The sequence below is a fragment of the Aeromonas sp. DNRA1 genome, from assembly GCF_963888745.1.
Lineage (GTDB): Bacteria > Pseudomonadota > Gammaproteobacteria > Enterobacterales > Aeromonadaceae > Aeromonas > Aeromonas hydrophila.
The window spans coordinates 840,499-866,883 of sequence record NZ_CAWPKQ010000002.1 but is presented as its reverse complement, the minus strand read 5'-3'; the positions used below and the strand labels follow the sequence as shown (position 1 = coordinate 866,883).

Genomic DNA, 26,385 nt, shown 5'->3' with positions numbered 1-26,385 from the left:
AGTGAGAGCAACAGATGGCGGGGCCCTGCCCCGGCCGATCAGCGAATGCGGTTGGTCGGGCGTTTGAGCAGCCGGATGGCGATGGCGGCCATGGCGATGACGAACAGACCGAGGGAAGTCACCAGCAGGCACTTGGTCAGCAGCTCGTGATACTGGGCGAACACCGGGGCTGCCATCACGGCCTTGCCTACCAGGCTCAGCACCAGGGCCCAGAGGAAGGCGCTGGCAAAACTGGCGATCATCACCCGCGGCAGGTGCAGCCGCGAGACCCCCATCAGCATGGGCGTCAGCACCCGCACGAAGGGCACGAAACGGGAGGAGAACATGGCCCAGAAGCCGTAGTTGTGCAGCAGACGGGAGGCCCGCGGCAGGCTGCCGTCCGGGATCATACGCTCCACGTGGCCCATGAAGGCGGTGCCGTGCAGCGCCTGCCCCTGCACATAGGCGATCAGGCTGCCAAGCCCCGCCGCCAGCGGCATGTAGAGCAGCGTCACCTCGGGGCCGAACACCCCCATTCCCACCAGCCCGCCGGCCAGCAGCACCAGGCTGTCGCCGGGCAGAGGCAGAAACACGAAACTCGATTCAAGAAAAAGGATCACCACCAGGCAGGTGACGAGCAGGCCCACCGCCTGCATCTGGATCAATTGGTCAAAGTCCTGTTGCCATATGGCAAGCAGCATGTCCTGCATCTGGTGACTCCCATCAACTTCGTGAGCATCCATCCTGGGTGGCCTGACGGCCTCCGGTGCGGCAGACCCTCCCTGTCGCCAACCCCCTTTTCTCCCTGAGGGTGGCCCGTTATACACCCGGCCAAGTGAACAAGAAATTAATACAGGTCATGGATAGGGGAGATAATCGGCCAAGGCCATCAAAAAAATCGGGCCCGCTCCGGCTGGAGGGGCCCAGACAGCAAAACGGCGTCAACTGCGCTTGAGGCGTTTCAGTTTGGTGAGGGTGAGCAGGGTCTGGGCCGAGAGATCGCACACCGACAGCACGAAGGAGAGTTCGTCGGGATGCCATACCTCGCTCAGTCTGGCACGCCCGGCGATGATGAAGCCGAGCAGCTCATCCCCCTGCTTGAGGGGGCCATCAGGATGACACCGGAGAGCACCTCCAGCCCGAGCTAGTCAGGATCTGGGTGGCGGCCAGCAGGTAGTAACGCTCGCCGTCAAACCAGATGCCGGCGTTGGGCTTGAGGCTGCCGTTGCGCACCAGATAATCGGTCAGAGGCGCCAGCTGGGCTGGGGTCTGCGTCATCAGCTGGCCGCCATGATAGGCAAACGCCGCCTGCGGCTGCTTGTCGGCATTATAAAGTGCCACCAGATCCACTCCCAGGGTCTCGAAGGTGCGCACGTTGAGATTGGCCGCCAGATAGACGGGATCGCGGCTCACCGTGTAGGCGTAGGTCTCGTCCCATTCGGACCAGTCCTGCCCCAGCATGGTGAGCGGGCCAAGCTCGGCCTGCACCACGGCCCGAGGTGACCCATTGAGTTTAATGGATTTTGCCTCTGCGTCTGTCCCTTGCGCGAACAAGCTCGCCAGAGCGTTCAGCCTGCTGCGCCAGGAAGTGAGTGGGCACAAATGGCGTCATCCGGCTCATGGTTGAGGCGGCCAAGCGAACAAAAAATCGCTACAGTGTAACCGTGCCTCATCGGAAGAGGCTTCACGGGATCCCGGTATGTTCACACCTCTCACCCTTCCGCTTCGCCCCGCCCTGCTGTTCGGTCTGCTGTGCAGCTGTCAGGCCATGGCTGACGACGACTCACTGGTGCAACAGCGCGCCAACGCCGTGGTGTCGCTGATGACCTTTACCGTGGTGCCCGACATCACCGCCAGCAACATCAACATCGGTAGCGGCACCAACCAGTCGGCGGCGCTCAACATGACCCAGGTCGGCGGCGGCGCCACCATGAGCGAGAGCGTCCCGATTTATCTGGAAGGAACCTTGGGATTCAGCCGCTACGATCCCCAGTTCGTAGTCAGCAACGGCAGCGAGAGCCGCACCGTTCCCACCAAGTGGAACAGCCTGACGGCCACCGGCGGTATTGGCTGGGACATAGGGCTGCACCGGGACAAACACGGCGGCAACTGGGTGCTGCGCCCCATCGGCAACGTCACCCTCGGCACGGTGGCGAGCGATCTGCGCATCGGCAACTGGCTACTGGGCCAGTACACCGGCAAGAACCTCGATTTTCTCGATGGCGGCAGGCTCGACGTCTACGGCCTCGGCGGCGCCATGATGCTCGATTACGAGCTGTTTTCCCCCGCCCAGGACATCGATGCCGAGCTGCGTTACTCCTATCAGCACCTGCAGAGCTTTGGCGGCACCGCCGCCAGCGTGGCCGGCCAGGCCAACGCCGAAAACCTCGGCCTCTATCTGCGCCGGCGCGCCCCCATCGGCGATTTGACGCTGCTGGGCAAACCCGTGCGCTACGTGATGGAGGGGGCCCGCACCGAATACCTGGGCGAGCAGCGCGGCCTGCTTGGCTTCAACTCCCTCAACTCCCTTGGCCTTGGGGTGGAGCTCGACAGCAGCAAGTACGATATCTTCGTCACCCGAACCCGGCTGGTGGCCCGCTATATGTTCAGCCACAACACCAGCGGCTACGGCGTCGGGCTGGCGATGAGCTTCTAATCGGCTCGAAGGGCTATATCCCTTTGCACTGTTCCACCAGCCCACAACAAGATTCAATTTGAACCGTCCAGAATGTTATCCTGACCGGCCCAATGCTTCTGGAACCATCCCATGCTCATTACAACACTGTTGGTATCAGCTCTCGGCTCGTCTATTGAAGGACTCTCTTTTCAACACAAGGACTGGGAACTGGCCTGTGACAACACACGCACATGCCGAGCCGCAGGTTATAGCGCAGAATCAGGGGGACTCTCGGTTTTGCTCACCCGAGAGGCTGGCGCCAAAGGTACATTGCATGCAGAGCTTGCCATCGCAGAAGTTGATGAACAGGCACCGGGAGCCCCCGCTGATGGTTTGATCACACTGCGCGTCAATGGTGAAGTACTTGGCACCGTAAAAGAGCGGACTCCGTTCAGCCAGCCCCAAATCGCGGCACTCGTCCGCGCGCTCAAGGGGACTGGCAAGGTGGTATTTGAATGGAGCAAGCATCAGGAACCGCTATCCGGCGCTGGAGCCTATGCCATTTTTCTCAAAATGGATGAGTTCCAAGGCCGCCTCAATACCAATACTGCCCTGACCAAACAGGGCCCATTACCCACCACATCCATTCCTCCTGCCTTGGCGGCTCCCGTGATCCACGCTGGCGCCGTAGCCGCAGACAACCTCTCCCGCCCACTCACCAAGCCGGAGCAACAGAGCATAGGCAAGTGGCTGAAGCGGCAAGTCGATAAAGACACCTGTCCCATGGTCGATGAAAATTCAGAGGGTGGCATGCTCTATCCCCTGAACCAAGAACGAGCCTTGGTCCAGCTACCCTGCTGGCTCGCTGCTTACAACGACGGTTCGGCCTTCATTGTGATTGACACAAACCTTGATACCGCCAGTGCGACCCTCATCAGCACTGATGCAAACGGTTATGGAATGGGTGAACTGAGTGCCTCACACAAAGGAAGAGGGATAGGAGATTGTTTTTCTTTCGAAAGCTGGGTGTGGGATGGCAAAACCTTCGTGCTGAGTGAGCAAAGCACTACCGGAAGCTGCCGCATGATTGCACTGGGGGGAACCTGGCATCTGCCGACCCTGACCAGCAAGGTAGTCAAAACACAGTAAACAAAGGCGGCCTATTGGCCGCCTTTGTTATTGCAGTTACAGCGACCCCAGCCGCTTGAGGCAGGTTTGCTGGCGCCACTGCACTCGCTTGGCAAACCAGGCGGTGGTGAGATTGCGGGTGATCTTGGGGCTTTTCAGGGAGATGCCCGGCAGCACGGCGCGGGGCAGCCGGCTGCCCGCCTTGCGATCGGCCAGCACGAAGACCCTGTGGTAGAGATCGCTTTGGGCAAACTCGCTGGTGTCGCCGAGCTTCAGGCTCTGGTGGATGGCCTGCGTGCTCATGTTGAGCTGACTGGCGATGGTATGAACCGCCAGCTCAGTCTTGCCCGGCAGCTCGGAGTCGTAGCGAATGAGATCCCCATCCAGCGCCAGCGGCTTGCCGCTCAACCGGCTCACCGCCGCCTGGAAGGCGGCGTTGCGACTGGCGTACCAGCCGGCATTGAAGTCGGCATAGCGGTAGAGGTGATCCGGGTACTGGGCAGGGTAGTTGAGCAGGTGGCGAGTACCGAACCAGATGCCACCTCGGCGACTGAACACCTCGTGGCGAATGGACTCCTTGATCGGATAGGGATAGCCATCGCTGTTGGCCTCGGCAAAGGCGATGCTCACCTGCATGGGGCCGCCGGTACGGACCGGGTTCATGTTGCCGAACAGGGTCTTGCCCATGGGCACCTCCCCTATCATGTCCTCGAAGATCTCGCTCATCTCCCGCTCGGTGCGCAACTTGTCGATACGCTCGGCGTAAGTTTTGCCGGTAGGCGAGTTGATGGAGAGCGCGGTGCGCACCACGAACTCGGGGATCAGCAGCTTGCCGGCGCGGGCGTTGATCTCCTTCCAGGCGATCTTGCCAAGGCCCGGCACCACGGGGTCGGCCTGAAAGGTGGACTCCTGCTCCGCCACTGCCAGCACGGAGCAGACGTTCTCGTCGGTCACCGCCAGATCCTGTTTAGCGAGGGCGGTGACGATATCCTGGGCCCAGCCGTTGCGATCCACAGTGCGGGCCGGCAGCAGCCGCACAATGCGTGACTGCATGCTGGCGGGCGCCCGGGGGACCTGGGCCTTGGGCAGCGGGGCGGGCTTGGCGATGGCCGGCCCGGTGACGGCGGAGCTGCCAGGCTTGCTGGCATCGCCCTGACTGACGGGTTCGCTGGCACAGGCGGCCAGCAGCAAGGTGGCCAGCAGCGGGGCCAGATAATGACGACAGACGATGAGATGAGACATGAATGCTTCCCGGTGGATGAGGCGTCCCGGCACCCGCGAGGGTATCCGGACGCAGACAGGCAGGGCATTGTAGAGGATTGGGACGGGGAGCAGAAGCCATCAATGACAAGGGCCCCCGCCGGCATGGCGAGGGCCCCCAAGGGTCGATACGGCGCCGGGATCAGGCGCTCTGGCGCAGCGCCTCTATCTGGGCGGCGCCATTGATCACCGCCTGCAGGGAGGCGCTGACCACATCGCGGCCGATGGCCACCCCGCAGGTGCGAGTCCCGTCCACGCTCAGCAGCACGTAGGCGGCGGCGCGGGACTCGGTGCCGGCGCTCAAGGCATGCTCGGAGTAATCCAGCACGTCGATGTGCATCCCTGTCTGGCGCTGCCAGCCGTTGACCAGCGCCGTGATGGCCCCCTCCCCTTCACCACTCAATTGCAGCGAGCCGGTCGGAGTCTGCAGCTCGAGGCGCAAACTCTCCTGGCTGTCGCGACCAAGCTGGAAGCGACCGATGCGATAGCCGTGGGCGGGCTCAAGATAGTGGCGCTCGAACAGGGTGCGGATCTGCTCCGGACTTATCTCGCTGCTGCTTGCCTCAGCCTCGGCCTGGACCCGGCGGCTGAAGTCAATTTGCAGCCAGCGCGGCAGTTGCAGGCCAAGGTCGCGCTCCAGCAGGTAGGTGACCCCACCCTTGCCGGACTGGCTGTTGATGCGGATCACCGCCTCGTAGCTGCGACCGAGATCGGCAGGGTCGATGGGCAGGTAAGCCACGTCCCAGTAGTGATCCGGCTTTTCCGCCGCCAGAGACTTGCGGATGGCGTCCTGGTGGCTGCCGGAAAACGCCGTGTAGACCAGCTCGCCGGCATAGGGGTGGCGCGGGTGCAGGGCAATCTGGGTACAGGCCCCCACGGTCGCAACGATGGCATCCATGTCCGCCAGGTTGAGCTCGGGATCGATCCCCTGGCTGTAGAGGTTCATGGCCATGGTGACGATGTCCATGTTGCCGGTGCGCTCGCCGTTGCCGAGCAGGGTGCCCTCGATGCGATCCGCCCCCGCCAGCACCGCCAGCTCGGCGGCGGCCACCCCGCAGCCCCGATCGTTGTGGGTATGGATGGAGATGCTCACCTCGGGGCGCGCCTTGAGGTGGCGGCAGAACCACTCCACCTGATCCGCAAACACGTTGGGGGTGCTCACCTCCACGGTGGCGGGGAGGTTCAGGATCATCGGGCGGGCAGCGGCGCGCCACTCGTCGATGACGGCGTCACACACCTCGACGGCGAACTCCACCTCGGTGCTGCTGAAGCTCTCCGGCGAGTACTGAAAACTCCACTCGGTGCCCGGATTGCGGGCCGCATACTCCCGTACCCAGCGCGCCCCCTGCACGGCGATGGCCTTGACCCCTTCACGCCCTGAGTTGAACACATAGTTGCGCTGGGTCGGGTTGACCGAGTTGTAGACGTGGACGATGGCCCGCTTCGCCCCCTTGAGGGCCTCGAAGGTGCGGGCTATCAGATCTTCGCGCGCCTGCACCAGCACCTGGATGGTGACGTCGTCCGGAATGAGATTGCGGTCGATAAGCTCGCGCACGAAGTCGAAATCGGGCTGAGAGGCGGCCGGAAAGCCTACCTCGATGTGCTTGAAGCCGATGTGCACCATCAGCGCCCACATCTGCAGCTTCTGGGCCACCGTCATCGGCTCGACCAGCGCCTGGTTGCCGTCGCGCAGATCCACCGCGCACCAGAGCGGGGCCCGCTCCAGCACCCGGTTGGGCCACTGGCGATCCGCCAGATTGATGACGGGGGCACGGCGGTATTTGCGATGATCGAAGCTCATATTCTGATTCCCTTGGCAGATGTCCTGGCGGTACGGCTGGGCTGATTGACGGGGACAAGGAGGAGAAGCGGGTTGGCGTGGTAACGCTGGCCCTGGCCGGTCGTGTGGCAGTAGCCCCACGCCCGGTTTCCTGTGGCCCCTTCCGGTAAGAGGGGGCCGGCCGCACAACCCGATAAGGCTGCGGGCCCGATCTGCTCGCCCCTGCGTTGGCAGGCGCAGACGACCTGGGTCGATAAATCCTGTGACGAGAAACCAGTATAGAGAGGCGACGCGGGCGAGAGATTGCAAAGAACGCTGTCAAATACATCTATTGCGCAATCATTGTCACTTTTTCCTGCTCATAGAGAGTGAATATCACCCATAGCATGTTGCTCGGTGACGCCGGTTGCCATGGCACCCAATCTCTTTGCCAATAAAAAACCCCGCCATCGCTGGCGGGGTTTTATCGGGTCACGAAGGAGGCGTCCCTCCTTCATCACGCGGTCTTAGCGGCTTTTCAGCTGGTTCTCGACCTTCTGGTGCAGCTCCTGCACCGAGTTGACGTTGGCGGTGGCATCCACGCTGATGGCCATGCAGGTGGCAAACGCCTCATTCATGGTGGTGGTATACGCCACCTTGTTCTGCAAGGCGGCGCGACGCAGCTGCTTGGAGTCCTGGATCGCCACCCGCCCTTCGGCGGTGTTGACGATGTAGGTGTACTCGCCATTCTTGATGCGATCCAGAATATGCGGGCGACCTTCGTGCACCTTGTTGACCAGGCGCGGGTTGATGCTCGCTTCACCCAGTGCGACTGCGGTACCGTGGGTGGCATCCAGCTCGTAGCCCAGCTCCAGCAGCTTGGCAGCCAAATCGACCACCTGCGCCTTGTCGCTGTGACGCACCGACAAGAGGGCGCGCCCCTCTTTCGGTACAGCGTGGTTGGCCCCCAGCTGCGCCTTGGCATAGGCCTCGGCGAAGCTGCTGCCTACCCCCATCACCTCACCGGTAGAGCGCATCTCCGGCCCCAGCAGCGGGTCAACCCCCGGGAACTTGGCGAACGGCAGCACCACCTCTTTCACCGAGTAGTAGGGCGGGATGATCTCTTTGGTAAAGCCCTGTTCTTGCAGCGACTGGCCGGCCATTACACGAGCGGCAATCTTGGCCAGCGGGGCACCGGTCGCCTTGGAGACGAACGGCACGGTACGGGCGGCACGCGGGTTCACCTCGATGAGGTAGATGTCATCGCCCTTGACCGCGAACTGCACGTTCATCAGGCCGATAACGCCGAGCTCCAGCGCCAGCTTGCGCACCTGCTCGCGGATCTCGTCCTGAATCTTCTTGGACAAGGTGTAAGGAGGCAGGGAGCAACCGGAGTCACCGGAGTGGATACCGGCCTGCTCGATGTGCTCCATGATGCCGCCGATGACTACATCGGTGCCGTCGCAGATGGCATCCACGTCCAGCTCGGTCGCATCGTCCAGGAAGCGGTCCAGCAGTACCGGCGATTCGTTGGAGACGCTCACCGCCTCGGCGAAGTAGCGACGCAGATCCTGCTCGTCATAGACGATCTCCATGGCGCGGCCACCCAGCACGTAGGAGGGGCGCACCACCAGCGGATAGGTGATCCGCTCGGCCAGCAACACGGCCTGCTCCAGCGCGGTGACGGTGCCGTTTTCCGGCTGCTTGAGGCCAAGGCGCTCGACGGCAGACTGGAAGCGCTCGCGGTCTTCGGCGCGGTCGATGGCATCCGGGCTGGTACCGATAATCGGTACGCCGTTGGCTTCCAACGCCCGTGCAAGCTTCAGCGGGGTCTGGCCGCCGTACTGGACGATAACGCCCTTGGGTTTTTCGATGCGCACGATTTCCAGCACATCTTCCAGGGTGACCGGTTCGAAGTAGAGACGGTCGGAAGTGTCATAATCGGTGGAGACGGTCTCCGGGTTGCAGTTGACCATGATGGTCTCGTAACCGTCTTCGCGCAGGGCCAGCGCCGCGTGCACGCAGCAGTAGTCAAACTCGATACCCTGACCGATACGGTTCGGGCCGCCGCCGATGATCATGATCTTGTCGCGGTTGCTCGGGGCCGCTTCGCACTCCTCGTCATAGCTGGAGTACATGTAGGCGGTGTTGGTGGCGAACTCGGCGGCGCAGGTATCGACCCGCTTGTAGACCGGGAAGATGTTGTGGCGGGCACGCAGTTTGCGCACTTCCCCTTCGGCCACACCGAGGATCTTGGCCAGACGGGCATCGGCAAAGCCTTTGCGCTTCAAGGCTCGCAGGAAGTCAGCATCGAGACCGGCCATGCCGCGCTCTTTCACCTCTTCTTCCAGCTTCACCAGGTCTTCAATCTGTACCAGGAACCAGGGGTCAATCTTGGTCAGCTTGAAGATGCCATCCATGGAGAGGCCGGCGCGGAACGCATCGGCGATGTAGAAGATACGGTCGCTACCGGCATCCTGCAGCTCGTGACGGATGCGGGTCAGGGAGTCCGGGGCATTGAGGTCAACCATGGGGTCGAAGCCGGTCTTGCCGGTCTCGAGGCTTCGCAACGCCTTGTGCAGGGACTCCTGGAAGTTGCGACCGATAGCCATCACTTCGCCGACCGATTTCATCTGGGTCGTCAGACGGTCGTTGGCACCGGCGAACTTCTCGAAGTTGAAACGCGGCACCTTGGTGACCACGTAGTCGATGGCCGGCTCGAAGGAGGCCGGGGTGCGACCACCGGTGATGTCGTTCATCAGCTCGTCGAGGGTGTAACCGATGGCGAGCTTGGCAGCAATCTTGGCGATGGGGAAACCGGTCGCCTTGGAGGCCAGCGCGGAGGAGCGCGACACCCGCGGGTTCATCTCGATGATGACCATCCGGCCATCTTTCGGGTTGATACCGAACTGGACGTTGGAGCCGCCGGTCTCGACGCCGATCTCGCGCAGCACCGCCATGGAGGCGTTGCGCATCAGCTGATACTCCTTGTCGGTCAGCGTCTGGGCTGGCGCGACCGTGATGGAGTCACCGGTGTGGATACCCATGGGGTCGAAGTTTTCGATGGCGCAGACGATGATGCAGTTGTCGTTGCGATCCCGCACGACCTCCATCTCATACTCTTTCCAGCCGATCAGCGACTCGTCGATGAGCAGCTCTTTGGTCGGTGAGAGATCCAGACCGCGCTCGCAGATCTCGACGAACTCTTCGGTGTTGTAGGCGATGCCGCCACCTGAGCCACCCATGGTGAAGGAGGGACGGATGATGCAGGGGAAACCGACCATCTGCTGCACGCCCCACGCCTCTTCCATGTTGTGGGCGATGCCGGCACGCGGGCACTCCAGGCCAATGCTGCGCATCGCCTTGTCAAAGCGGGAGCGATCTTCGGCCTTGTCGATGGCGTCGGCAGTGGCGCCGATCATCTCGACACCGAACTCGGCCAGCACGCCGTGCTTCTCCAGCGCCAATGCGCAGTTGAGCGCAGTCTGGCCACCCATGGTGGGCAGGATGGCGTCCGGGCGCTCTTTCTTGATGATTTCGCGCACTACTTCCCAGGTGATGGGCTCGATGTAGGTGGCATCCGCCATCTCCGGGTCGGTCATGATGGTGGCCGGGTTGGAGTTCACCAGAATGACGCGGTAACCCTCCTCGCGCAGGGCCTTGCAGGCCTGGGCGCCGGAGTAGTCGAATTCGCAGGCCTGGCCGATGACGATGGGGCCGGCGCCGAGGATCAGGATGCTCTGTAGGTCGTTACGTTTTGGCATGGCTTCTCTTTTCCTCTTAAGCGCGATACTGCTTGATCAATTCAATAAAGTGGTCGAACAGACCGGCACAGTCGTGCGGGCCCGGGCTCGCTTCGGGGTGACCCTGGAAGCTGAAGGCCGGCCGGTCGGTGCGATGGATGCCCTGCAGTGACCCGTCGAACAGGGAGACATGGGTGGCGCGCAGGCAAGCCGGCAGGGTCTGCTCGTCCACCGCAAAGCCGTGGTTCTGGGCGGTGATCATCACTGTGTTGTCGTCCAGGCTCTTGACCGGGTGGTTGGCACCGTGGTGGCCGAACTTCATCTTGATGGTCTTGGCGCCGGAGGCCAGACCCAGCAGCTGATGGCCGAGGCAGATACCGAACACCGGGATATTGGTCTTGAGGAAGGCCTCGATGGCCTCGATGGCGTAGTCGCACGGCTCGGGGTCACCAGGGCCGTTGGAGAGGAAGATGCCATCGGGGTTCAGCGCCAGTACTTCGGCAGCCGGGGTCTTGGCTGGCACCACGGTCAGGCGGCAGCCACGGTCCACCAGCATGCGCAGGATGTTGCGCTTGACGCCAAAATCGTAGGCCACCACGTGGTATTTGAGCTGGTCGGCAGCCGGGGTGACGTGCCCCTTGCCAAGCTGCCAGCTGCCTTCGGTCCAGTTGTACGCCTCGCCAACCGTCACCTCTTTGGCCAGATCCATCCCCTTCAGGCCGGGGAAGGCGCGGGCCTGTTCGAGGGCATAGGCTTCATCAACCTGTTTCCCGGCCAGAATGCAACCAGCCTGGGCGCCTTTCTCGCGCAGGATGCGGGTCAGTTTGCGGGTGTCGATGTCGGCGATGCCAACGATGTTGTGAGACTTGAGGTATTCGGAGAGGGATTGCTGATTGCGGAAATTGGAGGCAAGTATCGGAAGGTCCCGGATGATCAATCCCTGTGCGTGGATTTGACTGGACTCTTCATCTTCGCTGTTGGTGCCGGTGTTGCCTATATGGGGGTAAGTGAGGGTGACTATCTGACGGGAATAAGAGGGATCGGTGAGGATTTCCTGATAGCCCGTCATCGACGTATTGAAAACCACTTCACCAACGGAACATCCCTCGGCGCCTATCGACACGCCTTTGAACACAGTTCCATCTTCCAGCACTAGCAATGCAGTGTGATTCAAGACAACCTCCAGTTATTTAGCTTTAAATTCAGCAATTTACCTGGGTGTTGCGGGCTCGGTTCCGGCCTTGGACAGGACTCGAACCCGGCAGATTTCTGGCAAATTGGGCGCATTCTACTTAAAAACGATCGCATTTCAACGTCTTTTCTCATCTGAAATGCATCTAAATTCAATAAACAAGCAACATTACCCATTATCTATGCACTCAATCGCTTTGCAACCCCCACCCTGAAAAGAAAAGGCAAAAGTTGCTATCAATCCAGACCAAGAGGCCTGCATTGATACAAAAAACAACTTTTAATCCTTAAAAAACAATGAAATGAAGTTTCACATAAAAAATATCAACGCCTTCAAACAGCTTTTTTATGGAGGATAAGTGGCCTTGGAAAATGGAAAACGTTTTTCTGTGTTTGAATTTTTAGTCTGTTTGGATGGATGTAAAAAAATGCCCTGATAGGGGCTATTGAGGCCCAATTTCGTTACCAGCCGATGACATTTGTGCAATGGCAGATCCGGCGCAGCAGCAGAGAGGAAGGGTTTATGCCACTTCACATGAAAATCGCTGCGTAAGCGCCATTTATACAAAATCACCAATAAAAAACCCCGCATGAGCGGGGTTTTAGCAGACGAACGGGCCGGGCAGCCCCTTCGTGCGCACCACGGGGCCCCTGGTGTCAGCTGATGTGATTACTTGAGGCCGAGCACGTCCTGCATGTCATAGAGGCCGGCACCCTGCCCCTTGAGCCACTTGCCGGCGCGCACCGCACCGTTGGCGAAGGTGAGGCGGCTGGAGGCCTTGTGGCTGATCTCCACCCGCTCGCCGATGTCGGCGAACATGACGGTGTGCTCCCCCACCAGATCGCCGGCGCGAATGGTGGCAAAGCCGATGGTGTTGCGATCCCGCTCGCCGGTGATCCCCTCGCGGCCGTAGACGGCGCACTCTTTCAAGTCACGTCCGAGCGTCTTGGCCACCACCTCGCCCATGGAGAGCGCAGTGCCGGACGGTGCATCCACCTTGTGTCTGTGGTGCCCCTCGATGATCTCGATGTCGGTGTAATCCCCCATCACCTTGGCGGCCTGCTCCAGCAGCTTGAACACCAGGTTGACGCCGACCGAGTAGTTGGAGGCGAAGACAATGCCGATCTCGCCGGCGGCGGCCTTGAGCGCCGCCTTGCCCACGTCGTCAAAGCCGGTGGTGCCGATCACCATCTGCTTGTGGTGGGCCCGGGCGAAGGCCAGGTTGGCCAGGGTCACCTCGGGGCGGGTGAAATCGATGATGAGATCAAACTCGTCCCGCACCTTGTCCAGGCTGTCGCTGATGATGACGCCGAGCCGACCCAGCCCGTTGAGTTCGCCGGCATCCAGCCCGATCACGGCGGAGCCCGGTCGCTCCAGCGCCGCCCCGACCACCACGCCCTCGGCATGGCTGATCGCCTCCAGCAGCACCTTGCCCATACGACCATTACAGCCCATCACGGCCACACGGATCGGATTGTCCATCTCCACCCTCTCATCTCTATTAAGGAAAGAGACCGTTTTACCAGCCTGCGCCCGCTTTGAAAAGCCCGCCGTGGCCGCCGTCAGCCACCCGAAAATTCAACGACATATCTAATTAAATCCGAATATTTGACGGATTTAATCAATTAAGCAAAATCACCAGACAAAAAGCAGCATCCATCTGGACGGCTATCTTGACCCGGCGGGCGCGACTCACTACTGTAGACGCCCCATAGCGGCAGGATGCCCGCCACGCTCACCCCACTGCGGGCTGGCTGAGACAGGGAGGTCATGTTCAACCATCGAGGAACACATGATCCAGACTCAACCCAGCGCCAGAGCCCTGCTGCCTCTGCTGGTCTTTCTTGCTCTCTTTATCGGTACCGGCACCTGGCTGACCCTGCAGGGGGTCGAGTTCGCCTTCTATCAACTGCCCGCCCCCGTCGCTGCCCTCCCCGCCGTCATGCTGGCGCTGGTGCTGGGCAAGGAGGGGTTCAACAAGAACCTCGAGACCTTCTTCAAGGGGGTCGGTGACAGCAACATCATGGCGATGTGCCTCATCTATCTGCTGGCGGGTGCCTTCGCCACCGTGGCCAAGGCCACCGGCGGGGTGGATGCCACTGTCTCGCTCGGCCTCTCCCTCATCCCCGGCTGGTTCCTGCTGCCGGGGCTGTTCCTCATCTCCGCCTTCATCGCCACCGCCATGGGTACCTCCATGGGCACCATCGGCGCCGTGGCACCGGTGGCGCTGGGCGTGGCCCAGGCCGCCGGCATCGATCCGGTGCTGATGGCGGGCACCATCCTCTCCGGCGCCATGTTTGGCGACAACCTCTCCATCATCTCCGACACCACCATTGCGGCCACCCGCAGCCAGGGCTGCGAGATGAAGGACAAGTTTCGCGAGAACTTCAAGATTGCCGCCCCGGCCGCCATCGGGGTGATCCTGCTCTATCTGACCCTGGGGTCGGTCGGGGATGCCCCCGCCACCGAGGCCCATGTCGAGCTGCTCAAGGTGATGCCCTACCTGCTGATCCTGGTGCTGGCCCTCCTTGGCATGAACGTCTTCATGGTGCTGGGGCTCGGCATTCTGGCAGCCGGCGGAGTCGGTCTGCTGGGGGATTACCCCCTCGGCCAGTTCAGTAAGGATATCTATCAGGGCTTCACCGGCATGCAGGAGATCTTCCTGCTCTCCATGCTGATCGGTGGCCTTGGCGCCCTGATGGAGCGCCAGGGGGGACTGGCCTGGATAAGCGCCCGCATCAGCGCCCTCATCGCCCGCTTCACTCGTCAGCATGACGGCGAGCAGAACGAGAAGGCGGCCGAGCTCGGCATCGCCGGAGTGGTGAGCCTCACCAACCTCTGCACCGCCAACAACACGGTGGCCATCATAGTCGCCAGCAAAGTGGCCAAGGAGCTGGCGGATCATCACGGGGTCACCCCGCGCCGCGCCGCTTCCATGCTGGATATCTTCTCCTGCGTGGTGCAGGGGCTTATCCCCTGGGGTGCTCAGGCACTGCTGCTGGGCTCCATCTTCGCCCTCTCGCCGCTGGCGGTGGTAAGCATGAGCTTCTACCCCATGGCGCTGGCGCTGGCCGCCCTGGTGGCGGTGTTCGTCAAGCACCAGATGCGCAAAGCCGCCCACGCCTGATAATGCGGCCGCCGGATCCCCGAGGATCCGGCGGCCGAGCCGCGCTGTTCAACCCGGCGCGGCCTTGTTAAGGTGATCGCCTGTCAGCGCGATCCGCTCGTCGCCCCCCGCCCGTTCATCAGAGGAGCCCCCATGCCGGATACCCAGCCTGAAAGACAATCCCTGCGCCAGCTCATCCGCCAGCGCAGAAAGAGCCTGACCCAGGCCGAGCAGCAGCAGGCGGCCCAGCAGCTGGTTGCCCAGTTCAAGCAGCATCCCGAGATCCTGGCGGCCAAACGCATCGCCCTCTATCTGGCCAACGATGGCGAGCTCAACCCCCTGCCCGCCATCCACTGGCTGTGGGCCCAGCAAAAAGAGGTCTACCTGCCGGTGCTGCACCCCTTTACCCCGGGCCACCTGCTCTTCTTGCGCTACACCGCCACCAGCCCCATGACCCGCAACCGTTACGGCATCGCCGAGCCGGAGCTCGACATGCAGCAGGTGGTGCCCCACAGCACCCTCGATCTGATTTGCACCCCGCTGGTGGCGTTCGATGCAGCGGGCAACCGGCTCGGCATGGGTGGTGGCTACTACGATCGCACCCTCGCCTGCTGGCATGAACATCGGCTCGGCCCCAAGCCGCTGGGGCTCGCCCACGACTGCCAGCAGGTGGACGCGGTACCGCAGGAAGAGTGGGACGTACCGCTGCCTCAGATCATCACTCCCAGCCGCTGCTGGCACTTTCCCGGCTAGGACCATCCGCCCCCTCTGCCGCACTCGTCACTCCCTGCTGCCACAGCCATGGTGCAATGACATGGCGCAATAAACAGGCAAACGATTTACATCTTGCGAGTTTTTGGCCCGGAACGTGAGCTGGGTGGTCGCTCTGGGGGGGCGGCTTGGATATAATGCGGCCGCTTTTTTCCAAAGGATCGATCATGACTCAAGATGAAATGAAGAAGGCGGCCGGTTGGGCTGCGCTCAAGTATGTGGTTCCCGGCACCATCGTCGGGGTAGGCACCGGCTCTACCGTCAACCACTTCATCGATGCACTGGCGACCATGAAGGACGAGATCAAGGGGGCTGTATCCAGCTCCGTGGCCTCCACCGAACGCCTCAAGGGCTTCGGCATCACAGTGTATGACCTCAACGAGATCGACGCCCTCTCCGTCTACGTGGACGGTGCCGACGAGATCAACGGCACCCGCGACATGATCAAGGGCGGCGGCGCAGCCCTCACCCGCGAGAAGATCGTCGCTGCCGTGGCCGACAAGTTCATCTGCATCATCGACAACACCAAGACGGTCGACGTGCTCGGCACCTTCCCGCTGCCGGTGGAAGTGATCCCCATGGCCCGCGAATACGTGGCCCGCGAGATCAGAAAGCTGGGCGGCAACCCGGTCTGGCGTGAGGGGGTGGTCACCGACAACGGCAACCACATCCTGGACGTGAAAGGCATGGCCATCACCGATGCAAAGGGGCTGGAAGTGCAGCTCAATGCCATCGTTGGCACCGTCACCAACGGTCTGTTCGCCCACCGCGGTGCGGACGTGGTGCTGATTGGTACTCCCGATGGGGTCGTCACCCAATAAGGTTGCCTGCCCAGAGGCAGCTCAACGGAGGTGGTCCCCGACCATCGCCCCGCAATGCAAGACGGCGCCCCATGGCGCCGTTTTTATTGGTTGCTCAATGAGTTGCAAACCCTCGTTTACAACTATCGTTGAAAACTTCAAAGAATTTGACTTTCGTCACAAATATTCCCTCTCCCAAACGTTTTTGCTACTTTACGGTTTTCTTCACACACCATATCTGCACTCACTTTTGCAAACATAGAGGGATCGTCATGACCGCCAAGTTTTCACTGGACAAGGATAAAATCAAGGTACTGCTGCTGGAGGGGGTTCACCCCAACACAGTGGAAACCTTTCGTGCCGCAGGTTACACCAGTGTGGAGTATCTGAAGACCTCTCTCTCCGAAGAAGATCTGATCGAGCGCATTCGTGACGTGCATTTCGTGGGGCTGCGCTCGCGCACCCAGATCACCGAGAAGGTGCTGGATGCCGCCAACAAGCTGGTAGCCATCGGCTGCTTCTGTATCGGCACCAATCAGGTCGAGCTCGACGCCGCCCATCTGCGCGGTATCCCGGTGTTCAACGCCCCCTTCTCCAATACCCGCTCGGTGGCCGAACTGGTGCTGGGTGAGATCCTGCTGCTGCTGCGCGGCATCCCGGAGAAGAACGCCAAGTGCCATCGTGGTGTGTGGGAAAAGCTGGCCAACCGCTCGGTGGAAGCCCGTGGCAAGAAGCTCGGCATCATCGGCTACGGCCACATCGGCACCCAGCTCGGCATCATCGCCGAGAGCATCGGCATGAAGGTCTACTACTACGACATCGAGAACAAGCTCTCACTCGGCAACGCCATCCAGGTGCCGAGCATGGTCGAGCTGCTCAACATGTCCGACGTCATCAGTCTGCACGTGCCGGAGACCGCCTCCACCAAGGATCTGATCGGTGCCGAACAGCTGCGCATGATGAAGCCAGGCGCCATCTTCATCAACGCCTCCCGCGGTACCGTGGTGGACATCGATGCCCTGGCAGACGTCATCAAGAGCGGCCACATCTCCGGCGCCGCCATCGACGTCTTCCCAAGCGAACCCAAATCCAATGACGAGGAGTTCCTCACCCCGCTGCGCGGGCTGGACAACGTGATCCTGACCCCCCACATCGGCGGCTCTACCCAGGAAGCCCAGGAGAACATCGGGCTGGAAGTGGCCAACAAGCTGGTCAAATACTCCGACAACGGCTCCACCCTCTCCGCCGTCAACTTCCCCGAGGTCTCCCTGCCCGGCCACAAGGGCTCCAGCCGCCTGCTGCACATTCACCGCAACCAGCCCGGCGTGATGAACCAGATCAACCAGATCTTCGCCGACGAGGGGATCAACATCGCCGGTCAATACCTGCAGACCAGCAGCCACATCGGCTACGTGGTGATCGACGTGGAGACCGAGCACAGCGAGAAGGCGCTGGCCAAGCTCAAGGAGATCGGCGGTACCATCCGTGCCCGTATCCTGCACTGATTGGCCTGCAGAGCCGCCCAGCAAAAAGCCCGTCGTGATGACGGGCTTTTTTATGCTGCGATGCTCAACGCACGTCCGCCTCGTTGCTCCTTTGCCCCCTAATCCCTTCGCGGGATAAGAATGGGGGATGAGGGGGAGAAGAGAGCTCCCTCACTCAGCCATCTCCCAAAGGGAGAGATCAATGACGCGAGAGAAAATACGGCCTGACTTACCACCAACCCAGCAGGTTGCGGCCAACCAAGGCGCCCCACACCAGGGCGTTCAGGGCCAGCGCGATAAACACGGCGGCGGAGCCCAGATCCTTGGCGCGACCGGAGAGCTCATGATGTTCGGAGCCGATGCGATCCACCACCGCCTCGACCGCGGAGTTGAGCACCTCGACGATCACCACCAGCCAGCTGATGCAGACGAGCAGCAGGATTTGATCGAGGGTATCGCCGATCCAGAACGCCAGCGGCATCAGCAGCAGGATCAGCATCAGCTCCTGCCGGAAGGCCGCCTCGTTGATCCAGGCTGACTTGAGCCCCTTCATGCTGTAACCGGTTGCATTGATGATGCGGGTGACCCCGGTTGCCCCTGGCTTTGCCACGCTATCTACCTCATTTGGAATCGTTTTGGGGCTCACATCCTATCAGAGCCCCTCGAGGTTTCCATCAGGGGTTTTTTGCTTTATTTTATCCCTTTGCCTCTTCGGCACTCAGTCATTGCTACTGCCCACGCCACCCATTTCGAGAATCGAGTCGTATGTCCATTCACACCGATGAATTGCGCACCCGTCGCCTGGAGTCCCTGATCACTCCCAGCGAACTGGCGCACGCCTTCCCGTTAAGCGACACCGTTGCCCAGAATCTGCTGGATGCCCGCCGCGAAGTGGAAGCGATCCTGGCCGGTGAGGATCAGCGCCTGCTGGTCATCGTCGGTCCCTGCTCCATTCACGATCCGGCCGCCGCCCACGAATACGCCCTGCGCCTCAATGCCCTGCGCGAGCAGTATAAAGAAAGCCTGTGCATCGTGATGCGCACCTATTTCGAGAAGCCGCGCACCATCGTCGGCTGGAAAGGCCTCATCAATGATCCGCGCCTCGATGGCAGTTTCGACGTCAACGAAGGGCTGAAACTGGCCCGCAAGTTGCTGGTGGACATCAACGCCCTCGGCATGCCCACCGCCACCGAGTTCCTTGACATGGTGACCGGCCAGTACATCAGCGACCTCATAACCTGGGGCGCCATCGGCGCGCGCACCACCGAATCTCAGGTGCACCGCGAGATGGCCTCCGCCCTCTCCTGCCCGGTCGGCTTCAAGAACGGCACCGACGGCAACACCCGCATCGCCATCGATGCGGTGCGCGCCGCCCGTCACAGCCACATCTTCTATTCCCCGGACAAGGACGGCAAGATGACCATCTACCGTACCGCCGGCAACCCCTATGGCCACGTGATCCTGCGCGGCGGCCACCGCCCCAACTACGACACCGCCAGCATCGATGAAGCCTGCGAAGCGCTGGCCGATGTGGGCCTGCCGGAGCGGCTGGTGGTGGATTTCAGCCACGGCAACAGCATGAAGGATCACCGTCGCCAGCTGCTGGTGGCGCAGGACATCTGCGATCAACTGCGCCGCGGCCGCACCGGCATCGCCGGCATCATGGCCGAGAGCTTCCTGGTGGAAGGGCGGCAGGATGTGGAGAACGGCTGCGCCGTCACCTTCGGCCAGAGCATCACCGATGCCTGCCTCTCCTGGAGCGACACCGAAACCCTGCTGGCCATGCTGGCCGAGGCGGCGGCTGTGCGTCTGAGCAAACAGCTGGTTTGAACAACTAAACGTTCTGCTCAGCGATACAAAGGGCCAGACATCTGGGATGTCTGGCCCTTTGATTTTCCCGGTAAACGTTGAGTCTCAGGGCTGGTTAGCCGCTTCGCGCTATCCAGCCCGGGCGCCCCTTCTCCCTTCTCCCTTCTCCCCTCGCGGGAGAAGGGTCGGGGATGAGGGGCTGCGTCACAGGCTAGGCATAAACCAGACCCGGCCGCCCGCCTCGATACGATCGGTCTTTATCTGAAACACCTGCGCCAGCAGCGCCTCGTCCACCAGCTCGACGCCCCCCTCCCGCACCACCCGCCCCTGTTGCAGACAGAGCAGGCGATCGGCCCAGTCGATGGCCAGGTTGATGTCGTGGATGGCGAGCACCACCAGCAACCCCTGCCCGGCCAGCTGCTTGAGCAGCCGCAGCAGCGCCAGTTGATGGTGCAGATCCAGCCCCGCCAACGGTTCGTCCAGCAGCAATACACGCCCGCCCGGGTTGAGGCTCGGCCAAACCTGCAGCAGGGTGCGAGCGATCAGCACCCGCTGCTGCTCCCCGCCCGACAGCCGGCTGAAGTCCCGCGCCAGCAAGGCTTCCAGCTCCAGCGCCTGGCACAGCGCCTGAATAGCCTCGTTCTGTCTGCTCGCAGGTTGAGCCTCATCGAGCCCCAGGCTCAGCACCTGGAACACCGGAATATGGAACAGCTGGGGCTGGCGCTGGGGCAGCATGGCGCGCCGCTGTGCCAGCGCCGGCCAGCTCAAGTCCGCCAGCGACTCCCCGCCGATGCGTACCTCCCCTTGCCCCGGCAAGAGGCCGGCCAGGGCGCCGAGCAGGGTCGACTTGCCGCTGCCGTTGGGGCCGAGCAGAGCCACAAGCTGGCCCCCCTGCCAGGCAAGGTCGAGGGGGGCGAGCCGGTTGGCGACGGCCAGGGCGCGGGCCGCCAGCAAGGGGGGCTGACCCCCGAGGTGATCAGGTGCTGGCATGGGCATCTTGCCTCAACAACAGATAGATGAAGAGCGGGGCGCCGACCGAGGCGGTGATGACCCCGATGGGCAGCTCCCCCGCCTGCAGGGTGGAGCGGGCGATGAGATCGGCCGCCAGCAGCAGGGCGCCGCCCCCCAGCGCCGAGGCAGGCAGCAGGAAGCGCTGATCGCTGCCGCCACACAGGCGCAGCAGATGGGGCACCACCAGCCCGACAAAACCGATGACGCCGCACAGCGCCACCGCCATCCCGGTGAGCAGGCACACCGCCAGCACCAGCCGCACCCGCATCTTGTCCACATCGAGCCCCATCAGGCGGGCCTGGGTCTCTCCCAGCAGCAGTTGCTGCAGCGCCTTGCCCTGCCAGCCGAGCCAGCCGAGGGCGAGCGGGAACAGCAGCCACCACCAGGCCAGTTGCTGGCTGCCGTAAGAGAGGCTCCCCATCATCCAGAACATGAATTCACGCAGGGAGCCATCATCGGCAAAGTACATCAGCCAGGTCATGGCGGCATTGGTGAGGATGCCGATGGCGACCCCGAACAGCAGCAGCCGGGCATGGCCAAGCCGGGCCCGGCGCGCCAGCCGAATGAGCAGCATGGTCACCAGCAGGGCGCCGCCGAAGGCCGCCAGCGACAACCCCCAGCCCGGCAGATAGACACCAAGGGCCTTGGCCACCGCCATCGCCACCATGGCGGCCAATCCCGCCCCGCTCGAGACGCCGAGCAGGCCGGGTTCGGCCACCGGGTTGTGCAGCATCACCTGCAGCACGGCGCCACCGCAGGCGAGCGCCGCCCCTGCCAGCAAGGCCAGCAGGGCGCGCGGCAGGCGCAGCTCCAGCAGGATGCGCTGCTCGAGATCCCCCAGCGGCTGCCAGGGCAGCAAGACGAATTCGCCCCAGGCGAGGGAGCAGAGGAACAGCGCCAGAGTCAGCAGCAGCAGGCAGAGCAACCAGCGCCGCTGCCAGCGCTGCTGGCGGGCGAGCAAAGAGAGATACACAGAGGCTCTCCGAAGGTGAGAACGAGCCGGCGCCAGAGCCTGTCGAGCAGCTGACGCGAGTCATGAAAAACGCATGATAACAGCGTGTTACTACCCGAGGTCAAGGCTGGTAAGGCTTGGCGAGGGCGGCGATCTCGCCGCTTGCCACCAACTCCTGCAGGGCCATAGCCAGCGGTTGCTGCAGCGCCTGATGGGGGGAGTGCTTGCTCATGCCCAGATAGAGCACCACAGGTTGCGGCGGCTGGTAGGCCGCCTTGAGCAGACCGGCCTCGTTGTCCTGGCTCAGGGCGTAGTCCACCTGGCAGTCGGTGCCGATCATCAGCGGCAGGTGACCGCGCTGCACCATGCGCAGCAGCTGATCCTCGGTGGGCACCCCGTGCTTGTCGAGCCGGTTGTCTGCATCAAAGGGGGCAAAATAGGCCGAATTGAGCACATAGCCCACCTTCTTGCCCTGCAGGTCGGCGTAGGTGCGCAGGGTCGATACCGCCGCCGCCTTGCCATAGAAGGCCGGCCGGCACTGATAGTAGGCTGGCTGCAGATAATCGATGAAGGCCGCCCGCTCCGCCGTCATCGCCAGCCCGATCATCAGGTCCACCTGGCCGGTCTGCATCTGCTTGAGCGCCCGCCCCCAGGGCACCCGTTTCACATCAAAGCGGATGCCGCTGCGGCGCTGCAACTGCTGCAAAATGTCCATGTCCAGCCCACCGAAGCGGCCATCCGGCTGCACTATCCGAAACGGCGGCCAAACATCGGTGGCCACCGTCAGGGTCGGCGCCCCATGCACCAGGCAGGCAAACAGCAGACCAAGCACACCCCAGCTTGTCTTGCCCATCCCGTACAACCCTCTGTGACTTCATCCTTGATGGATTAAAAATACCCTGCCGCCCCACTTATGAAAACCCGCGGTTCGGAGATAAAATGCGATTGATTTTAAAGGAGAACCTAATGAACCCTATCTTTACCAGCATCGGCTTGCTGCTGTGCAGCAACGTCTTCATGACCTTCGCCTGGTATGCCCACCTCAAGAGCATGAATCACAAACCCTGGATCATCGCCGCCCTGGTGAGCTGGGGCATAGCGCTGTTCGAATACCTGTTGCAGGTGCCTGCCAACCGCATCGGCCACACCGTGCTCTCCGTCGGCCAGCTCAAGATCCTGCAGGAGGTGATCACCCTCACCGTGTTCGTCCCCTTCTCCATCTTCTATCTGAAAGAGGATCTGAAATGGGATTACCTGTGGGCCGGCCTGTGCATCCTGGGCGCGGTGTTTTTTGTCTTTCGCGAGAAACTCACCGGCGCCTGACGCTGTACACTCAATGACATTCGATGTAATTGCATCTGCTTGATAGACGAGGCAAAACCAATGGAATTGCGAGACATGCTACAGATCCTGGCCAAGCAGGATGGCTCCGACCTCTATCTGTCGACCGGCGCCCCCCCTTGCGCCAAGTTCAACGGCGGCCTGCGTCCGCTCAATGAAACGCCGCTCGAGCCCGGCGAGGTGGCCAGAATAGCCGACGCCATCATGGACGGCGAGCAAAAGCAGCAGTTCGAGCGGGAGCTGGAGATGAACCTCGCCATCTCGCTGCCCCAGATCGGTCGCTTTCGGATCAACATCTTCAAGCAGCGCAACGAAGTGTCGCTGGTGGCGCGCAACATCAAGACCGAAATCCCCCGCTTCGAGGATCTGAAACTGCCCCCCGTGCTGCTCGACACCATCATGGAGAAGCGCGGCCTGGTGCTGTTCGTCGGCGGTACCGGCTCGGGTAAATCGACCTCCCTAGCCGCCCTCATCGATCATCGCAACCGCAACAGCGGCGGCCACATCATCACCATCGAAGATCCGGTGGAGTTCGTGCACCGCCACCGCAAGAGCATCATCAACCAGCGCGAGGTGGGGGTAGATACCCGCAGCTTCCACGCCGCCCTGAAAAACACCCTGCGTCAGGCGCCGGACGTGATCCTCATCGGTGAGATTCGCGACCGCGAGACCATGGAACATGCGCTGGCCTTCTCCGAAACCGGCCACCTGGCGATCTCCACCCTGCACGCCAACAACGCCAACCAGGCGCTGGACCGCATCATCAACTTCTTCCCGGAAGAACGCCGGCCCCAACTGCTCAACGACCTTGGCAACAACCTCAAGGCGTTCGTCTCCCAGCGGCTGGTTAAGACTACTGATGGCGGTCGCCGGGCGGCAGTGGAGATCATGCTGGGCACCCACACCATTCGCGACATGATCAAACGTGGCGAGTTTGGCGGCCTCAAGGAGGTGATGGAGAAATCCAAGGCCCTCGGCATGGTCACCTTCGACAGCGCCCTGTTCGATCTGGTGGTAGAAGGTGTGATCGACGAGGAGGAGGCAGTAAAGAACGCCGACTCGGCCAACAACCTGCGCCTCAAGATCAAGCTGTGGAAGGAGAAGGGCCAGATCGCCAGCAGCAGCGATGCCACCGGCTGGAGCCTCGAGCCCACCAAGGACGAAAAAGACAATCTGTTCTGACCTCGCCCGCCTCTGACAGCACTTGCAAACACCCGCTTCGGCGGGGGTTTGCACAAGAAACGCCCGCATCTGGCCGCCCTTCAAGGCCACCGCCCTCCCCCGCCAGCCCAGCGCCGCCGTGACATCTGGTGAACTATCGCGCCATCTGCGACAGATTTTGTCATCATAAATGACAAAACCATCACTTCACCGAAAAGCCGTGTGAGAAGTGTGAGTGAAAGCACTTTCATACTGGCTTCAAAGGAGGCAGTATCAAGGAGTTCTATCAATAAAGGGGTATTCAATGTTGTTACAACCTGCCAATACAGCACAGTCCAGACAGTTGCTGAACGAGACCATGGCCTTGGTTCTCGCAGGAGGGCGGGGCAGTCGCCTCAAACAGTTGACGGACAACAGGGCGAAACCGGCAGTGCATTTCGGCGGCAAGTTCCGCATCATCGACTTCGTACTCTCCAACTGCATCAACTCCGGCATTCGCCGGGTCGGGGTGGTGACCCAATACAAATCCCACAGCCTGCTGCGCCACCTGCAGTCCGGCTGGTCTTTTCTGCGCTACCAGATGAACGAGTTCATCGACCTGCTGCCCGCCCAGCAACGGGTGGACGAGGTCAACTGGTATCGCGGCACCGCCGATGCGGTCTATCAGAATCTGGACATCATTCGCGATCACGGCCCCAAGTATGTGGTGGTGCTGGCGGGGGATCACATCTACAAGATGGATTACGCCGCCATGCTGCTCGATCACGTCAACATGGGGGCCAGGGTGACGGTGGCCTGCATCGAGGTGCCGCGGGATGAGGCGAGCGCCTTCGGGGTGATGGCGGTGGATGGGGATCGCAAGATCAACGCCTTCGTCGAGAAGCCCGCCAACCCGCCCGCCATGCCGGGCAAACCGGACACCGCGCTGGCCTCCATGGGGGTCTACATCTTCGAAGCCGACTACCTCTACCAGTTGCTGGAAGAGGATCTCGCCAACCCGGCCTCCCACCACGATTTCGGCATGGACGTGATCCCGCGGGTGGTGCAAGAGGGCACCGCCTACGCCCACCCGTTCAGCATGTCCTGCGTCGGCTGCTGCCCGCAAAAGCGCCCCTACTGGCGCGACGTGGGCACGGTGGATTCGTTCTGGGAAGCCAACATGGATCTTGCCTCCGTCACCCCGGAGCTCGACATCTACGATCAGGACTGGCCCATCTGGACCAGCCAGAACATGACCCCTCCCGCCAAGTTCGTGCAGGACAGAAACGGCCAGCACGGCATGACCATCAACTCCATGTTTGCCGGCGGCACCATCGTCAGCGGCTCCTTCATCGTGAGCTCGGTGCTGTTTACCAATGTGCGGGTCGACTCCTTCTGCACCCTGGATCAGGCTGTGATCTTCCCCGGAGTCGAGATAGGCCCGGGCTGCCGGCTGCGCCGGGTGGTGATCGACAAGGGCTGCAAGCTGCCCGAAGGGCTGGTGGTGGGGGAAAACGCCTGCGAGGATGCCCGCCGCTTCTACCGCTCCGAGCAGGGCATAGTGCTGGTCACCAAGGAGATGCTGGCCAGATTGTGATGCCGAGCAGTCATAGCAGAGGGAGCCATAGTGGCTCCCTTTTTACATTTGCTTACCGCTCGCCCCTTGCCTGACAGGTTGCCGGGCATGCTACTCTGCGCTCGGCCCTGCCTTCGCCTCACCATGGAATCGCCTATGAAAAAACTGGATGTTGCCCGCCTTGCCAGCCTCGCCGACGAGGCCGCCCACTCCCCGCGCCTGCGCATGAACCACAACCTGCACCAGGAGCTGGCCGACCCCATCCAGCGCCTGGCCATCGCCATGGAGCCGGGCACCTATATCCGCCCCCATCGCCACCTGCAGACCTGGGAGCTGCTCACCGCGCTGCAAGGCCGCTTCGTGGTGCTCAACTTCGATGACGAGGGCACCGTCATTGCCCGCGCCGTGCTGGGGGAAGAGACCTCGGTGCTGGAGACCCCCGTCGCCAGCTGGCATGCGGTGCTCTCTCTGGATCCCGGCGCCGTCATCTTCGAGGTGAAACACGGCCCCTACGCCCCCTTTCGGGAAGAGGACTTCGCCCCCTGGTCACCGGCGGTGGACGACGTCGCCGGCCAGCAGGCGCTGATGGCCTGGTATCGCCACGCCGAGGTGGGCCAGCGCTGGCCGGGGCGCTGATCTGCCCCCGCCTACCCGAACACGGCGAACACGCGCCAATAAAAAAGACCCGCCAGCGGCGGGTCTTTTTATATCTGAATG

At 62.0% G+C, this 26,385-nt stretch carries 22 protein-coding genes; 11 read left to right on the top strand and 11 right to left on the bottom strand.

From position 1 onward, the window contains the following. Positions 1–38: 38 nt before the first annotated feature. Both AACQ43_RS10030 and AACQ43_RS10025 read right to left on the bottom strand, forming a co-directional pair. A complete protein-coding gene (locus AACQ43_RS10030; RefSeq protein WP_168967136.1) occupies positions 39–689 on the bottom strand; it encodes a DedA family protein in 651 nt (216 codons plus the stop codon). A 400-nt stretch (positions 690–1,089) separates the two neighbouring features. Continuing rightward, entirely contained in the window at positions 1,090–1,470 is a 381-nt protein-coding gene (locus AACQ43_RS10025; protein ID WP_339354052.1) for a CHASE4 domain-containing protein, read from the bottom strand. A 208-nt stretch (positions 1,471–1,678) separates the two neighbouring features. Between AACQ43_RS10025 and AACQ43_RS10020 the strand changes: the two genes are divergently transcribed. Next, a complete protein-coding gene (locus AACQ43_RS10020; protein ID WP_168967135.1) occupies positions 1,679–2,635 on the top strand; it encodes a hypothetical protein in 957 nt (318 codons plus the stop codon). A 111-nt stretch (positions 2,636–2,746) separates the two neighbouring features. Continuing rightward, entirely contained in the window at positions 2,747–3,745 is a 999-nt protein-coding gene (locus tag AACQ43_RS10015) for a DUF1176 domain-containing protein (protein WP_168967134.1), read from the top strand. Between the two features lie 36 nt (positions 3,746–3,781). Here the strand turns inward: AACQ43_RS10015 and AACQ43_RS10010 are convergent, their stop codons facing one another. The 5 genes from AACQ43_RS10010 to dapB form a co-directional block, all read right to left on the bottom strand. Then, positions 3,782–4,966 carry a DUF1615 domain-containing protein gene (locus AACQ43_RS10010; protein ID WP_168967133.1) on the bottom strand — a complete coding sequence of 395 codons (1,185 nt, stop codon included), beginning with the start codon at positions 4,964–4,966 and terminating at the stop codon, positions 3,782–3,784. Between the two features lie 160 nt (positions 4,967–5,126). After that, positions 5,127–6,785: a 2-isopropylmalate synthase gene (leuA, locus tag AACQ43_RS10005; protein WP_168967132.1), complete on the bottom strand. Its 1,659-nt coding sequence runs from the start codon at positions 6,783–6,785 to the stop codon at positions 5,127–5,129. 485 nt (positions 6,786–7,270) lie between these two features. Then, complete coding sequence (gene carB, locus AACQ43_RS10000) at positions 7,271–10,507, bottom strand: carbamoyl-phosphate synthase large subunit (protein ID WP_076361403.1); 3,237 nt, start codon at positions 10,505–10,507, stop codon at positions 7,271–7,273. 16 nt (positions 10,508–10,523) lie between these two features. Then, positions 10,524–11,660, bottom strand: coding sequence for a glutamine-hydrolyzing carbamoyl-phosphate synthase small subunit (carA, locus tag AACQ43_RS09995; RefSeq protein ID WP_043165479.1), 1,137 nt, complete (start codon positions 11,658–11,660; stop codon positions 10,524–10,526). Between the two features lie 687 nt (positions 11,661–12,347). Then, entirely contained in the window at positions 12,348–13,160 is an 813-nt protein-coding gene (gene dapB, locus AACQ43_RS09990) for a 4-hydroxy-tetrahydrodipicolinate reductase (protein ID WP_168967131.1), read from the bottom strand. Between the two features lie 310 nt (positions 13,161–13,470). On the opposite strand from dapB, the gene AACQ43_RS09985 reads away from it, so the two are divergent. The 4 genes from AACQ43_RS09985 to serA all read left to right on the top strand — a co-directional run bounded on the left by AACQ43_RS09985 (position 13,471) and on the right by serA (position 17,860). Then, on the top strand, positions 13,471–14,805 hold the full coding sequence (locus AACQ43_RS09985; RefSeq protein WP_168967130.1) for a Na+/H+ antiporter NhaC family protein: 1,335 nt from the start codon (positions 13,471–13,473) through the stop codon (positions 14,803–14,805). A 132-nt stretch (positions 14,806–14,937) separates the two neighbouring features. Continuing rightward, positions 14,938–15,537 (top strand): 5-formyltetrahydrofolate cyclo-ligase, encoded by a 600-nt coding sequence (locus AACQ43_RS09980; RefSeq protein WP_011706539.1) that lies wholly within the window; start codon positions 14,938–14,940, stop codon positions 15,535–15,537. A gap of 185 nt (positions 15,538–15,722) precedes the next feature. Beyond that, on the top strand, positions 15,723–16,376 hold the full coding sequence (gene rpiA, locus AACQ43_RS09975; protein WP_024946388.1) for a ribose-5-phosphate isomerase RpiA: 654 nt from the start codon (positions 15,723–15,725) through the stop codon (positions 16,374–16,376). A 251-nt stretch (positions 16,377–16,627) separates the two neighbouring features. Continuing rightward, on the top strand, positions 16,628–17,860 hold the full coding sequence (gene serA / locus AACQ43_RS09970) for a phosphoglycerate dehydrogenase (protein WP_024946386.1): 1,233 nt from the start codon (positions 16,628–16,630) through the stop codon (positions 17,858–17,860). Between the two features lie 208 nt (positions 17,861–18,068). Here serA and AACQ43_RS09965 read toward each other — a convergent pair whose 3' ends face one another. Next, positions 18,069–18,449 carry a diacylglycerol kinase gene (locus tag AACQ43_RS09965; RefSeq protein ID WP_076361400.1) on the bottom strand — a complete coding sequence of 127 codons (381 nt, stop codon included), beginning with the start codon at positions 18,447–18,449 and terminating at the stop codon, positions 18,069–18,071. A 155-nt stretch (positions 18,450–18,604) separates the two neighbouring features. Between AACQ43_RS09965 and AACQ43_RS09960 the strand changes: the two genes are divergently transcribed. Continuing rightward, positions 18,605–19,669 carry a 3-deoxy-7-phosphoheptulonate synthase gene (locus AACQ43_RS09960; RefSeq protein WP_146061246.1) on the top strand — a complete coding sequence of 355 codons (1,065 nt, stop codon included), beginning with the start codon at positions 18,605–18,607 and terminating at the stop codon, positions 19,667–19,669. A 183-nt stretch (positions 19,670–19,852) separates the two neighbouring features. On the opposite strand, the gene AACQ43_RS09955 is transcribed toward AACQ43_RS09960, so the two are convergent. The 3 genes from AACQ43_RS09955 to AACQ43_RS09945 form a co-directional block, all read right to left on the bottom strand. Continuing rightward, positions 19,853–20,638, bottom strand: coding sequence for an ATP-binding cassette domain-containing protein (locus AACQ43_RS09955; RefSeq protein WP_065476865.1), 786 nt, complete (start codon positions 20,636–20,638; stop codon positions 19,853–19,855). After that, positions 20,625–21,632, bottom strand: coding sequence for a vitamin B12 ABC transporter permease BtuC (gene btuC, locus AACQ43_RS09950; protein WP_168967129.1), 1,008 nt, complete (start codon positions 21,630–21,632; stop codon positions 20,625–20,627). Before btuC ends, AACQ43_RS09955 begins: the two co-directional genes overlap by 14 nt. 100 nt (positions 21,633–21,732) lie before the next feature. Next, on the bottom strand, positions 21,733–22,464 hold the full coding sequence (locus tag AACQ43_RS09945; RefSeq protein WP_168967128.1) for a substrate-binding periplasmic protein: 732 nt from the start codon (positions 22,462–22,464) through the stop codon (positions 21,733–21,735). 113 nt (positions 22,465–22,577) lie between these two features. Here AACQ43_RS09945 and AACQ43_RS09940 point away from each other — a divergent pair, with 113 nt between their 5' ends. The 4 genes from AACQ43_RS09940 (at position 22,578) to AACQ43_RS09925 (ending at position 26,304) form a co-directional block, all read left to right on the top strand. After that, entirely contained in the window at positions 22,578–22,934 is a 357-nt protein-coding gene (locus AACQ43_RS09940; protein ID WP_005302630.1) for a DMT family protein, read from the top strand. Between the two features lie 60 nt (positions 22,935–22,994). Further along, positions 22,995–24,134, top strand: coding sequence for a type IVa pilus ATPase TapW (tapW, locus tag AACQ43_RS09935; RefSeq protein ID WP_168967127.1), 1,140 nt, complete (start codon positions 22,995–22,997; stop codon positions 24,132–24,134). A gap of 283 nt (positions 24,135–24,417) precedes the next feature. Continuing rightward, positions 24,418–25,689: a glucose-1-phosphate adenylyltransferase gene (gene glgC, locus AACQ43_RS09930; protein ID WP_011706551.1), complete on the top strand. Its 1,272-nt coding sequence runs from the start codon at positions 24,418–24,420 to the stop codon at positions 25,687–25,689. Positions 25,690–25,824: 135 nt separating this feature from the next. Continuing rightward, the gene (locus AACQ43_RS09925; protein ID WP_045789457.1) at positions 25,825–26,304 is read left to right on the top strand and encodes a WbuC family cupin fold metalloprotein; all 480 of its coding nucleotides are present in this window, start codon (positions 25,825–25,827) and stop codon (positions 26,302–26,304) included. Positions 26,305–26,385: the final 81 nt, after the last annotated feature.

Bases quoted from the DNA above. Each gene is read 5' to 3' on its own strand.
- AACQ43_RS10030 (WP_168967136.1), bottom strand. From the start codon at position 689: ATGCAGGACATGCTGCTTGCCATATGGCAACAGGACTTTGACCAATTG.
- AACQ43_RS09940 (WP_005302630.1), top strand. From the start codon at position 22,578: ATGAACCCTATCTTTACCAGCATCGGCTTGCTGCTGTGCAGCAACGTC.
- glgC (WP_011706551.1), top strand. From the start codon at position 24,418: ATGTTGTTACAACCTGCCAATACAGCACAGTCCAGACAGTTGCTGAAC.
- AACQ43_RS09925 (WP_045789457.1), top strand. From the start codon at position 25,825: ATGAAAAAACTGGATGTTGCCCGCCTTGCCAGCCTCGCCGACGAGGCC.
- serA (WP_024946386.1), top strand. From the start codon at position 16,628: ATGACCGCCAAGTTTTCACTGGACAAGGATAAAATCAAGGTACTGCTG.
- AACQ43_RS09985 (WP_168967130.1), top strand. From the start codon at position 13,471: ATGATCCAGACTCAACCCAGCGCCAGAGCCCTGCTGCCTCTGCTGGTC.
- AACQ43_RS09980 (WP_011706539.1), top strand. From the start codon at position 14,938: ATGCCGGATACCCAGCCTGAAAGACAATCCCTGCGCCAGCTCATCCGC.
- carB (WP_076361403.1), bottom strand. From the start codon at position 10,507: ATGCCAAAACGTAACGACCTACAGAGCATCCTGATCCTCGGCGCCGGC.
- tapW (WP_168967127.1), top strand. From the start codon at position 22,995: ATGGAATTGCGAGACATGCTACAGATCCTGGCCAAGCAGGATGGCTCC.
- AACQ43_RS09945 (WP_168967128.1), bottom strand. From the start codon at position 22,464: ATGGGCAAGACAAGCTGGGGTGTGCTTGGTCTGCTGTTTGCCTGCCTG.
- AACQ43_RS10010 (WP_168967133.1), bottom strand. From the start codon at position 4,966: ATGTCTCATCTCATCGTCTGTCGTCATTATCTGGCCCCGCTGCTGGCC.
- AACQ43_RS09960 (WP_146061246.1), top strand. From the start codon at position 18,605: ATGTCCATTCACACCGATGAATTGCGCACCCGTCGCCTGGAGTCCCTG.
- dapB (WP_168967131.1), bottom strand. From the start codon at position 13,160: ATGGACAATCCGATCCGTGTGGCCGTGATGGGCTGTAATGGTCGTATG.
- AACQ43_RS10015 (WP_168967134.1), top strand. From the start codon at position 2,747: ATGCTCATTACAACACTGTTGGTATCAGCTCTCGGCTCGTCTATTGAA.
- rpiA (WP_024946388.1), top strand. From the start codon at position 15,723: ATGACTCAAGATGAAATGAAGAAGGCGGCCGGTTGGGCTGCGCTCAAG.
- leuA (WP_168967132.1), bottom strand. From the start codon at position 6,785: ATGAGCTTCGATCATCGCAAATACCGCCGTGCCCCCGTCATCAATCTG.
- AACQ43_RS10020 (WP_168967135.1), top strand. From the start codon at position 1,679: ATGTTCACACCTCTCACCCTTCCGCTTCGCCCCGCCCTGCTGTTCGGT.
- AACQ43_RS09955 (WP_065476865.1), bottom strand. From the start codon at position 20,638: ATGCCAGCACCTGATCACCTCGGGGGTCAGCCCCCCTTGCTGGCGGCC.